Origin of the sequence: Streptomyces sp. NPDC053427 (assembly GCF_044544985.1) — a bacterium.
In the GTDB taxonomy this organism is placed as follows: domain Bacteria; phylum Actinomycetota; class Actinomycetes; order Streptomycetales; family Streptomycetaceae; genus Streptomyces.
The window spans coordinates 237,092-248,533 of the sequence record NZ_JBITYA010000007.1; the positions used below are offsets into that span (position 1 = coordinate 237,092).

11 protein-coding genes are annotated in these 11,442 nt (G+C 72.3%); 2 read left to right on the forward strand and 9 right to left on the reverse strand.

The annotated features are described in order from the left end of the window. Window positions 1–165: 165 nt before the first annotated feature. The 3 genes from ACIGWZ_RS21250 to ACIGWZ_RS21260 form a co-directional block, all read right to left on the reverse strand. A complete protein-coding gene (locus tag ACIGWZ_RS21250; protein WP_400066854.1) occupies window positions 166–1,377 on the reverse strand; it encodes a GDSL-type esterase/lipase family protein in 1,212 nt (403 codons plus the stop codon). Between the two features lie 71 nt (window positions 1,378–1,448). After that, window positions 1,449–2,048, reverse strand: a complete 600-nt coding sequence (locus tag ACIGWZ_RS21255) for a hypothetical protein (RefSeq protein WP_400066855.1) — start codon at window positions 2,046–2,048, stop codon at window positions 1,449–1,451. Beyond that, a complete protein-coding gene (locus ACIGWZ_RS21260; protein WP_400066857.1) occupies window positions 2,045–2,599 on the reverse strand; it encodes an RNA polymerase sigma factor in 555 nt (184 codons plus the stop codon). The genes ACIGWZ_RS21255 and ACIGWZ_RS21260 overlap by 4 nt, the downstream gene beginning before the upstream one ends. A 352-nt stretch (window positions 2,600–2,951) precedes the next feature. Between ACIGWZ_RS21260 and ACIGWZ_RS21265 the strand changes: the two genes are divergently transcribed. Beyond that, entirely contained in the window at window positions 2,952–3,581 is a 630-nt protein-coding gene (locus ACIGWZ_RS21265) for a flavin reductase family protein (protein WP_400067260.1), read from the forward strand. A gap of 15 nt (window positions 3,582–3,596) precedes the next feature. Here ACIGWZ_RS21265 and ACIGWZ_RS21270 read toward each other — a convergent pair whose 3' ends face one another. From ACIGWZ_RS21270 to ACIGWZ_RS21290, 5 genes are all read right to left on the reverse strand, one after another. Further along, window positions 3,597–4,466 (reverse strand): hypothetical protein, encoded by an 870-nt coding sequence (locus tag ACIGWZ_RS21270; protein WP_400066859.1) that lies wholly within the window; start codon window positions 4,464–4,466, stop codon window positions 3,597–3,599. Window positions 4,467–4,580: 114 nt separating this feature from the next. Then, window positions 4,581–5,867, reverse strand: a complete 1,287-nt coding sequence (locus ACIGWZ_RS21275) for an MFS transporter (RefSeq protein ID WP_400067262.1) — start codon at window positions 5,865–5,867, stop codon at window positions 4,581–4,583. A 129-nt stretch (window positions 5,868–5,996) separates the two neighbouring features. After that, a complete protein-coding gene (locus ACIGWZ_RS21280) occupies window positions 5,997–7,067 on the reverse strand; it encodes a Zn-dependent alcohol dehydrogenase (protein WP_400066861.1) in 1,071 nt (356 codons plus the stop codon). Further along, window positions 7,064–8,263: an acyl-CoA dehydrogenase family protein gene (locus ACIGWZ_RS21285; RefSeq protein ID WP_400066863.1), complete on the reverse strand. Its 1,200-nt coding sequence runs from the start codon at window positions 8,261–8,263 to the stop codon at window positions 7,064–7,066. The genes ACIGWZ_RS21280 and ACIGWZ_RS21285 overlap by 4 nt, the downstream gene beginning before the upstream one ends. Window positions 8,264–8,367: 104 nt before the next feature. After that, window positions 8,368–9,273, reverse strand: coding sequence for an SDR family oxidoreductase (locus ACIGWZ_RS21290; protein WP_400066865.1), 906 nt, complete (start codon window positions 9,271–9,273; stop codon window positions 8,368–8,370). Between the two features lie 98 nt (window positions 9,274–9,371). On the opposite strand from ACIGWZ_RS21290, the gene ACIGWZ_RS21295 reads away from it, so the two are divergent. Beyond that, entirely contained in the window at window positions 9,372–10,298 is a 927-nt protein-coding gene (locus ACIGWZ_RS21295) for a cyclase family protein (RefSeq protein ID WP_400066867.1), read from the forward strand. 476 nt (window positions 10,299–10,774) lie between these two features. On the opposite strand, the gene ACIGWZ_RS21300 is transcribed toward ACIGWZ_RS21295, so the two are convergent. Continuing rightward, window positions 10,775–11,233, reverse strand: a complete 459-nt coding sequence (locus ACIGWZ_RS21300; protein ID WP_400066869.1) for an ATP-binding protein — start codon at window positions 11,231–11,233, stop codon at window positions 10,775–10,777. Window positions 11,234–11,442: the final 209 nt, after the last annotated feature.

An 11,442-nucleotide genomic window follows, 5' to 3' on the forward strand; every position in this document is an offset into this window, starting at 1 on the left:
CCGGCCCACAGAGCGCCGCCGAGCCTGTTGCCTGCCGCCGCCGTCATCGCCGAACTCCCTGTACGCCCGTAGGGCCGGCCCCGCGGCCGGCCCTCCACACGGCACACGCGCGGCACCCCCGCCCCACATGACACACCGCGACGTGATCTACATCACACCGGACGTTCAGGCGGCGAACGGCCCCCCGGCGCCGAAGGCCAGCTCGGCGAAGCGATCGCCGATGCGGCGGTGGGTGGCGGCGTCCGGGTGGAGCTGATCCGGCAGCGGCAGTTCGGCGAAGTCCGCCGCGCCGTAGAGGTCGCCGCCGTCGAGATAGTGCAGGTGGGGGTCGTCGGCCGCGCGCTGCGTCACGATGCGGGAGAGCTCCGCACGGATGACGTTGAGCGTCAGCTTCCCGGCGGCGCGCTCCGCGGGGTCCCCCGCGGCCCGGAACTGCAGCCTCCCCGCACCGAGGTTGTCGAAGTCCGGGGCACTGGGGCCGGGGGTGTCCTCATGGATGGGGCAGTGCAGGGGCGAGACGACCAGCAGCGGCGCGGTGGGATGCCCCTCGCGGATCGTGTCGAGGAAGCCGTGCACCGCCGGGGTGAAGGCGCGCAGCCGCATCAGGTCGGTGTTGACCAGGTTGATGCCGATCTTGACGCTGATCAGGTCCGCGGGGGTGTCCCGCAGCGCGCGGGCGGTGAACGCGTCGAGCAGGGCGCTCCCGCCCAGCCCGAGGTTGATCAGTTCCGCGTCGCCGAGCGACGCGGCCAGGGCCGGCCAGGTCGTGGTGGGGCTCGCGGCGTCGGAGCCGTGGCTGATCGAACTGCCGTGGTGCAGCCACACCCTGCGGCCCCCGGGCGGCACGGCCTCGACGGGGGCATCGGTGCGCAGGGCGACCAGCTGGGTGATCTCGTTGAACGGCAGCCAGATCTCGACGTCCTTCACACCGTCGGGCAGACCGGCGAACCGGACCGTGCCGACCGGGCCGGGCCGGGTTTCCGCGGACCCGGTGGCCATGTCCATCATCAGGACGTTGCCGCCGGCCGTGCCGGCCCGGCCGGCCAGGCGGCCGTCGACGAGCAGGTCGTACACGCCGTCCGGACGGGGCGGGGCACCCCGGTAGGCCATCTTCGTGCGGAGCGTGTCCAGCTCGACGGCGGTGGCCCGGGTACGGAACACCAGCCGCACGCCGGAGGGCTGGGCCTCCGCCATGGCCAGCTGCCCGTCGGCGCACTGTGCGCGGGCCCGGGCGGGCAGCCGGTGCGGCAGCACACCGTGCTCGGTGTGTTCCAGCTCGAGCGCGCCGCGCAGGAGGTCTGCGGTGACGGAAGTGGTGATCCAGTCCGCCGTCCGGGGCGTGGTGGAGCCGGGGACGGGTTCGTGCGGGTCGTTCATGACCTCAGCCTGTCAACCGGATAGCCGATCCGCACATCGATTTCCGGCCCCGATCCACCGGGCAGGCCCTCCTAGCAGTACGGCACCTCGCGCGTATTGCGGGTCCGCACCCCCGGCAGCCAGCCCGTCACGCCGCCCTTGTCGGTCACCAGATACCAGCGGGTGGACGTCACCCCCTCCTCGTCCCGGACCAACCGACCGTCGGCGACCACACAGTGCGCGGCCAGCACCTCGCCGTGCCAGACCCGGCCCGCCGAATTGTCCCGTGCGGCGTATCTGACGTGCGGGTCCTTGGCCAGCCGCAGCCCGCACTCCAGGGAACGGATCCGGCGGCAGGCCGACTCGCTGTTGTAGACCGTGACCGGCACCGCACGGACGCCGGCGGCCGGCTGCCGCACGGCGGCGCCCGGACGGACCAGCCACCATGCGCCCAGCGCGACGGCGGCCACCGTGGCAGCGACCGCGAGCGCGAGGGCGTACGCCCTCCGGCGCGGCGGCGTGGTGGGCACGGGGACCACATGCGTCGCAGGCGGCACGGGTGCCGGCCCGGCGCCGGGCCGCTTGATGCGGGCCCACAGCCCGCCCGGCACCTCGATCCCCTCGTCCGCACGCCGCAGCCGCTCGCGCAGCAGCGCCTCGGCGTTGTCCCCCGCATCCACCGTGCCGCTCACCTCCCGGCCCGTCCGTGCTGCGATGCCCCGAGGTAGGCGCGCAGCCTGTCCAGCGCGCGGGCGCGGTGGCGGGCGGCCGTGCCGCGGTGCACCTTCATGATCTTCGCGGCCTGGTCGATGGTGTAGCCGTCGAGGTCGACGAGGATGACGATGCCGGCCTGGCGGTGCGACAACCGCCCCAGCAGGCGCACCGCTTCGAGCTCCGCATGCCGCCGCTCCACCCCGCCGTCCCAGCCCCCGGCCGCCCCACCGGGCCCGGCCCCGCAGCCGACGCCCCCGGCCGCGCGGACCTCCTCGACGCCCTCCATCGCCTCGACCAGCACCTGGCGGCGGTCCTTGCGGTGGGCGTCGCGGGCGATGTTGAGCACCGTGGTGAAGGCGTAGGCGTACGGCTCCGGATGCGCGAGGAAGCGCTGGGGGCGGGCAGCGAGTTTGAGGTAGGCCTCGTGCACCACGTCCTCCGCGGACTGTCTCGATCCGGCCAGCATCACCGCGCGCCGGTAGAGCCGGGGCAACAGCCCGCAGAAGACCTCGTCGAAGGTGGGTGACACGGCAGACCAAGGTGACGACGGCGTCGCATCGGCCATGTGGTGGAAACTCCCCCGTGCTGGGCTACGGGCGGCGGCCTGGGCGGAAGCTACCCGTGCAGTCCGTAGCCAACCAGGCACCACCCCCGATCTCCCCCGAATTCCGCCTGCATCACCCCTGAGTCACCCCAAACCACCCCTGTGGGTGGCGGGCCCCCGGCTCCCGCCCGCCGGCGGCCCGACGAAGGCCCGACGGCAACCCGGCGCCGGCCCGATACCCGTCCGGCACCCTTCCGGCACTCGTCCGGCACTCGTCCGGGGACTTCCCATCTGACGAAGCATCAGATTCAATGAACTCATGATGGGACACGCGGGAATGGCGGCCACGGCGGTGCGATATCTGCGCTCGGTCGGCGCGCCGACCACGGCCTCCCCGCCAGGCACGGACACCACGCCCGACCCGGCCGCCGCCCCGCACCCGCGCCCCGCGCTGCGCGCCGTACGGGAGGACGAGCGGGCCCCCCTGGACCCGGCCGAATTCCGCTCCGTCCTGGGGCACTTCGCCAGCGGCATCACCGTCATCACGGCGCCGGGCGAAGCGGGCCCGGCCGGTTTCGCCTGTCAGTCGTTCGCGTCGCTCTCCCTGGACCCGCCGCTGGTGACGTTCATGGTGGCGCGTACGTCGACCACCTGGCCGGTGATCGCCCGCGCCGGGGTCTTCTGCGTCAACATCCTCGGCGCCGAACAGGGCGAACTGTGCCGCGGGTTCGCGGTCAGCGGCGGCGACAAGTTCGCGGGCGTCCCGTACACGGCGGCTCCGGCGACGGGCTCGCCGCGGCTGGCGGACGTCCCCGCCTGGATCGACTGCACCATCCAGGCCGTGCACACCGGTGGCGACCATCTGATCGTGGTCGGCCGGGTGGACGCCCTCGCCGCGGACCCGGCCGCCGCCGAGGCCGGACCGCTGCTCTTCCACCGGGGCGCCTTCGGGCGCTTCAGCGGCTGACGGCGGCCGGCCCGTTCACCGCCGGGCCCCGGCCCGGCGCGTCAGCACCAGCCGCTTTCCTTCATCCGGGTCACCCACGTAGCAGTAAAGGGTCGGCTTCGCCTGCGTACCGCCGATGCTCCAGTCCTGCCCGCAGATGTCGCCGCTCACCTCTACCGTCTGCTCCGAGGCCGTCTCCGACCACCACCTGCCGGCCCCCTCGCAGCGCACCCCGTCGACGTCCAGACGGGACGCGCTCGCCGCCCCGTCGGAGCGCAGCCGCAGGGTGCCACCGGAGCCGTCCTGCCAGACGCCGGTGAGCGCGGCGCGGTCCAGGTGAGGTGCCCGGTATTCATGCATCAGCCCGGTGGCGAAGGCGACCGCGAACAGCACAACCACCGTGAGTGCGACCCCGATTGCGCCGCCCGCGACGGTGGCGGTCAGCCGTACGGCACGCCGCGCCGCGCGGTCCCGGGCGGCATACGCGGCCAGCAGTGCGGCGGGGACGGCGGCCGCCGTGAGCAGCAGCCACAGGAACAAAGAGAAGCCGGGCGGCTCCGTGGTGCGGTGGACCATGAGGAAGAAGACCCCGTACACGACGGTCGCGCCGAACGCGGCGAAGGGCGTCGCGGCCACCGTGCACCACCAGGCGGGTCGCCCCGGCCGGCCGGCCCGCCGGTGCGCCCACCCCGCGAGCCAGAGCGTCGGCAGGACCAGCGTGACCGTCACCACGAAACCGGCGAAGGCGCCCAGCACGAGCCCGAAGAGCAGCAGGAAGGGCAGCACGACCGGCAGCAGAAAGCCGATGCCGCCCGGTCCGGCCGGTTCCCGGGTGAGGTCGTACATCGCCTGCCCGGCCCCTACGGCCAACGCTTCACCCAGCAGCGCCGCAGTCGAGACCGCCACCGCCGGCCAGCTCCAGAACACCGCCGGAATTCCCACCCCTGGTCTTGCTCATCCCGCATCACCCTCCCACCGGGATGATGCACCGCCCTCGGGACGCCCCCACGTCAGGGCCGCCTAAGCGGCCCTGCGCCGCCGGATGACCAGCGCCATCAGCGCCGCGACCGCGCACAGCGCCCCGGAGGCGTACCAGACCGGGTCGTACGTGCCGAAGGCGTCCCGCGCCAGGCCGCCCAGGAAGGCGATCACGGCGGCGCCCACCTGGTGGGCGGCCAGCACCCAGCCGAAGACGATCGCGCCGTCCTCGCCGTAGTACTCACGGCACAGGGCGATGGTCGGCGGGACGGTCGCGACCCAGTCCAGGCCGTAGAAGACGATGAAGAAGACCATGGGCGGGTGGACGGTGTCCGCGAGCAGCAGCGGCAGGAACATCAGCGAGACGCCGCGCAGGCCGTAGTACACGGCGAGCAGCCGACGCGTGTCGAAGCGGTCGGTGAACCAGCCGGAGGCGACGGTCCCGACGATGTCGAAGAAGCCGATCACCGCGAGCAGCGAGGCGGCGGCCGTCATCGGCATCCCATGGTCGTGTGCGGCGGGCACGAAGTGGGTCTTGACCAGGCCGTTCGTGGTGGCGCCGCAGATCGCGAAGGTGCCGGCCAGCAGCCAGAACGGGCCCGTACCGGCCGCCGAGCGCAGCGCCCCCAGCGCGCGCCGGGCCGCGCCCCGCTGTGGCGGCGGCTTCGGGACGAACTCCGTTGCCCCGTACGGCGCCAGGCCCACGTCCGCCGGGTGGTCGCGCAGCAGCAGCCACACCAGGGGGACGACCGCGAGCGCGGCGAGCGCCACGGTGACGGCGGCGGGCCGCCAGTCGTGCCGGTCCACGATCCAGGACAGCAGCGGGAGGAAGACCAGCTGTCCCGAGGCGCCGGCCGCCGTGAGGATGCCGGTGACCAGCCCGCGCCGCGCGACGAACCAGCGCCCGGTGACCGTGGCGGCGAAGGCCAGCGCCATCGATCCGCTGCCCAGTCCCACCAACACGCCCCACAGCAGCACGAGTTGCCAGCTGGCGGTCATGAAGACGGTCAGCCCGGCGCCGACCGCGATCACCGTCAGGGCGGCGGCGACCACTCGGCGGATGCCGAAGCGGTCCATCAGCGCGGCGGCGAACGGCGCGGTCAGCCCGTACAGCGCGAGATTGACGGACACCGCGAAGCCGATGGTGCCGCGCGACCAGTGGAACTCGGCGTGCAGCGGGTCGATGAGCAGGCCCGGCAGCGACGCGAAGCCGGCCGCGCCGATGATGGTGAGGAAGGCGACGGCGGCGACGGACCACGCCCGGTGGGGCCGCCGGCGGCGGACGGGCGTGGGCTCGGGCGCCGCGAGCGGCGGCACCGGCGGGGACATCCGGTCAGGTATCTGGCTCACCCGAGCAGCATCATCGACCGGTCCGTACGGAACGAGCGGCCGGAGGGCCAGCCTTCACCAGGATCGGGCCAGCGAGGCGCGCCCGGCACCCCGGACCCACCGCGCCCCCTACCCGAACGTCAGCACCCCCCGAGCCACCCGGCCGTGGTGCGCATCGTCCGCGGCCTTGGCGAAGTCCTCCACCGGATACGTCTCGCTCACCAACTCGTCCAGGAGCAACCGCCCTTCCCGGTACATCCGGGCGTAGAGCGCAATGTCCCGCTGCGGCCGGGCCGACCCGTACCGGCATCCCAGGATCGACTTGTCCAAGTACATCGACGACACCAGGAACGACGCCTCCGCGCTGGCCGGCGGCACGCCGAGCAGCACCGCCTGCCCATGCCGGTCCAGCAGATCGATCGCCTGCCGGATCAGCCGCGTACTGCCCACGCATTCAAAGGCATGATCGGCTCCGGTCGGCAGGATGTCCTTCACGGCCTTGACGCCGTCCGCCACCGCCGACGCGTCCACGAAGTGCGTGGCCCCGAACCGCCGCGCCACCGCCTCCTTCGCCGGGTTGGCATCCACGGCGACAATCACCGAAGCCCCCGCGATGCGCGCACCCTGAAGCACATTGAGTCCGATGCCGCCGGTGCCGATGACCACCACCGAATCCCCGCGGTCCACCTTCGCGCGGTTGAGCACGGCCCCGACGCCCGTCAGCACCCCGCACCCGATCAGTGCGGCCGACGTCATCGGAATGTCCTTGGCGATCTTCACGGCCTGCACCGCCTTGACGACCGTACGCTCCGCGAACGCCGAGTTCGATGCGAAGTTGAACAGCGCCGTGTTCCCGCGCCGGAACGGCTTGCCCGGCATCCCGATCGCCTTGCGGCACATCGTCGGCCGTCCCCGGTCGCACTCCGCGCACGCGCCGCAGTTGGCCAGCGTCGACAGCGCGACATGGTCACCGGGCGCCACATGCTCCACGCCCGCCCCCACGGCCTCGACCACCCCCGCGCCCTCGTGCCCCAGCACCACCGGCACCGGAAACGGAATGGTCCCGTCGACGACCGACAGATCGCTGTGACACAGTCCGGCGGCCCGGATCCCGACCAGTACCTCGCCCGGCCCCGGATCCCGTACCTCCAGATCGTCCACGACCCGGGTCTGCTCGCCGTCGAAAATGACACCCCTCATCGCCGCTCCCCTCTGGGCAGGCCGAGCACGCGCTCGGCGAGGATGTTGCGCTGAATCTCGTCCGAACCGCCGTAGAGGGTGTCGGCCCGGCTGAACAGGAACAGCCGTTGCAGTGCATCGAGTTCGTACGGCGCCTCCGGGGACCACGCAACGGGCCCGGCCGCCGCGGCGGCGCCCCGCACCCGCATGGCCAGCTCCCCCAAACGCCGGTGCCACCCACCCCACAGCAGCTTCGCCACGCTGGGCGCCCCCGCGTCCCCGGACGCCCCCAAGGTCCGCAGCGCATTCCACCGCATGACCCTCAACTCGGCCCACTGGGCGATGAGTTGATCGCGCAGAACGGGATCCCGCACCGCTCCGCCACCGACCGCCTCGCCGACCACCTCACTCAGCTCCGCCGCGAACCCGATCTGCTGGACCAGCGTCGAAACCCCTCGCTCCCACGCCAGCAGCCCCATCGCCACCCGCCAGCCGGCGCCCGCCCCGCCCACCACGTGCTCGCCCCGGGCCACCGCCCCGTCGAAGAACACCTCGTTGAACTCCGAGGTTCCCGACATCTGCCGGATCGGCCGCACCTCGATCCGCCCCGGCTGATCCATCGGCACCAGCAGAAAGGACAGCCCCCGATGCCGCCGCTCCCCCGCATCCGTCCGCGCCAGCACAAAACACCAGTCGGCCTCCCTGGCCAGCGACGTCCAGATCTTCTGCCCGCTGATCCGGTACGCTCCCCCGTCCCGTACGGCGACCGTGCGCACCGCCGCCAGATCCGACCCCGCGTCCGGCTCGCTGTACCCCTGGCACCACAGTTCCTCCCCCCGCGCGATGCCCGGCAGGAACCGCGCCCGCTGCACCTCGTCCCCGTAAGCGATCAGCGTCGGCGCCAGCAGGTTCTCCCCGATATGCCCCACCCGGCCGGGCGCCCGCGCCCGGGCGTACTCCTCGGCCCACACCACCTGCTGGGTCAGCGTCGCCGCGCGATTCCCGTACGAGCCCCGCGACCGGTCCCACCCGAGCCCGATCCATCCGCCGGCCCCGAGTTCCCGCTCCCAGTCCCGCCGCGCCGGGAAACCCTCGTGCTCGCTTCCGGGACCGCCCAGCCCACCCGATGCGGCATGGGATCCCACGAGATGACGCGACAGCCAGTCGCGCACCTCACCCCGGAATGCGCCGTCCGCACTCCCGAACTCAAAGTCCACGCCAACCTCCCAGGCACGGTCCCGCCGACATCGACCGCCACCCGCGGGAGGGGACGGGCCGCGGCGCCGTAGCCGTGCAGGCCCGGCGCCGCACGGAGCGGCCCCTACTGATTGGGGCGCGCATGGCCCCGCGCCGCCTCCGCCATGGCGGACAGCTGCGCCAGCATCGGCATCGGATCGGTGCCGACCGAACCGGCCACCACCTCGGCGGCCTTCTCCGGTGTCCATCCGCCCTCGACATAAGCGGACCGCAATTCCTTCGGCTGGGCCCAGACCGCGACCTTCGGCCCGGCGACCGTATAGACCTGCCCGGTGATCTCCCGCGCCCGCTCACTCAGCAAATACACGACGAAAGCCGCCACATCCTCCGGCTCCCCGATCTCCGTCAGCTCCATCGGCACATTCGCCGACATCCGCGTCCGCGCGACCGGTGCCACCGCATTGGCGGTCACCCCGTACTTGTGCAGGCCGAGCGCGGCGCTCCGCACCAGCGAAATGATCCCGCCCTTGGCGGCCGAGTAATTGGCCTGGGACACCGACCCCTGGTGATTCCCGCTGGTGAATCCCACGAGGGTCCCCGACCCTTGCCGCCGCATCACGGCCGCCGCGGCCCGGAAAACCGTGAACGTCCCCTTCAGATGGGTGGCGACAACCGGATCCCACTCCCCCTCGGACATATTGAAAAGCATCCGCTCCCGAAGGATCCCGGCCACGCACACCACACCGTCGATGCGCCCGTACTGCGCCAGCGCGGTGTCCACGATGCGCTGCCCGCCGGCCATCGTGGACACGTCATCGGCGACGGCCGTCGCGACGCCCCCCGCCGACTCGATCTCCTTCACCACGGACTCGGCGACCTCGCTGCTCGGCTCGCCGCCCGCGAGGGAGACCCCGTAGTCATTGACGACCACCTTGGCGCCGTGCTCGGCGCAGGCGAGGGCGACCGCGCGCCCGATGCCGCGCCCGGCGCCCGTGACGGCGACCACCTTGCCGGCCAAGAAGTTCCCCATGCCGCACCCCTTCCCGCACTTTCTGACGGACCGTTAGATTTTTGAGCAGACGCGGTACGAACACAAGACCCCGAGCCGAACCCGCCCCGAGGAGACCCATGTCCCTGCCGCAGGAGTTCCACGACATCGCCAAACGCGTCAACAACTGGGGGCGCTGGGGCGCCGACGACGAGATCGGCACCCTCAACCTGATCACCGACGAGGTGGTACGCGCGGCCGCCGCCGGCATCCGTACCGGACGGCGCATCCCCTTGGCGCTGCCCCTCCAACAGGACGGCGTGCAAACGGGCATGATCCCCGGCCGGGTCAACCCCCTGCACACCATGGTCGCGATCAACCACGAGATCTTCGGCCCCGGTACGGTCGCCACCTCCGACGACGCGGTCACCATGGGCCTCCAGGCCGCCACCCACTGGGACGGCCTCACCCATGTCTCGCACTCCGGGCGGCTCTACAACAACCGTCCCGCCGACTCCGTCACCGCCCACGGCGGCGCGACCAGCCTCGGCATCGAGAAGGCCACCCCGATCGTCTCCCGCGGCGTCCTCCTGGACGTCGCCCGCGCCCACGGCACCGACCGACTGCCGGGCGGGCACGCCGTCACCCCCGAAGACCTCGACGCCGCCGAGGAGTTGGCGGGTACGAAGGTCCGCGCCGGCGACATCGTCCTCGTCCGCACCGGCCAGATCCAGCACTACCTCGCGGGCGACCGCCAGGCGTACGCCTTCCCCTCCCCCGGGCTGTCGCTGCGCACCCCCGAGTGGTTCCACGCCCGCGATGTGGCGGCCGTCGCCAACGACACCCTCACCTTCGAGATCTTCCCGCCGGAGATCGAGAATCTGTGGATGCCGGTGCACGCCCTCGACCTGGTGGAGATGGGCATGCTTCAGGGCCAGAACTGGAATCTGGAGGAGCTGAGCCGGGCCTGCGCGGCGGCGGGCCGCTCGGCGTTCCTGCTGTCGGCGATGGCCGAGCCGTTCGTCGGCGGGACCGGGACGCCGGTGGCACCCGTCGCGATCCTCTGAAGGGGCCCGCCGGACGCCGTCCGGCCCGGCCAGGTGGCGGTGCGCCCATGCGCGCCCCGAGCGCGGCACCGCGGACCGCCACCCGCCCCCGGCTCACGCCGGGGAACCCCCAACCAGGCCGCGACCCGCACTCGCCAAGATCCCGGACCGGCCGCCTCCCCCAAGGCCTCGGCGTCCCCTCGCGGCGAATCGCTCTCCCCAAGGGTGATCAACGGAGCACGTCACGTCAACAGCTGGTCTGGACTAATTCCGTTGCGCCCGCTTCACTCGGACCCGATGCACTGCCGCACGATGCATGGGCGCGTGATTCCCTGACGCGTGATGGGGTTGCGCGTGATTCGCTGACGCGTGATGGGGTTGCGCGTGATTGGCTGGCGCGTGATGGAGTGGCGCGTGATTGCCTGGCGCGTGATTCGCCGGCGCGCCACCTGCCGACGCGCGATGTATCGGTGTGCGATGCGCCTACGTCCGATCGGTCACGGCGCAAGGAGCTTCGTACGCCCCAGTTCTCCGCCCGCCGCCATCAACAGGGACTGGCAGCGGTCCACCTCGCACCAGATCCGCTTGCCGGCGCCTTCCTGCTGCCAGCCCCAGCGGTCCGCCAGGCCGTCGACCAGTTCGAGGCCGCGGCCGTTGGTGTCCTCGCCGTCGGCGTGCCGCTGGCGCGGCGGGCGGGCGCTGGCGTCCAGCACTTCGACGCGTACGGTCCCCACCACCGCGCCCGACCCCGAGAAGCACATCCGCAGCTTGGCCGCCGAGCCGGTATGCACCACGGCATTGGTGACGAGCTCGGAGATCAGCAAGATCAACGTCTCGGCCAGCGGCTCATCGGCCCCTATGCCGGAGCCCATCAGCCGCGATCGGGCCCATCGCCTGGCCCGCCCCACCTCTGCGGGGTCGGGCCGTACCTCCAACTGAACCTGAAGCACCTGCACCGCTCACACCATCCGAACCGGCGGAAACATCGCCTCGCGCCTCCACAGGATCACGGTGCGTGACCCCGGTGAAGCACAGCATGGTTGACGTTCAGTCACCCCAACAAGCGCTTCGGGCATATTCCAGCGCAAGGGAGTATGCGTGCTGCATACTGTGCGACGCACTTTGCGGGGAGTCGAACAAGGGGATTTCTCGGGCCCTCGCCCGA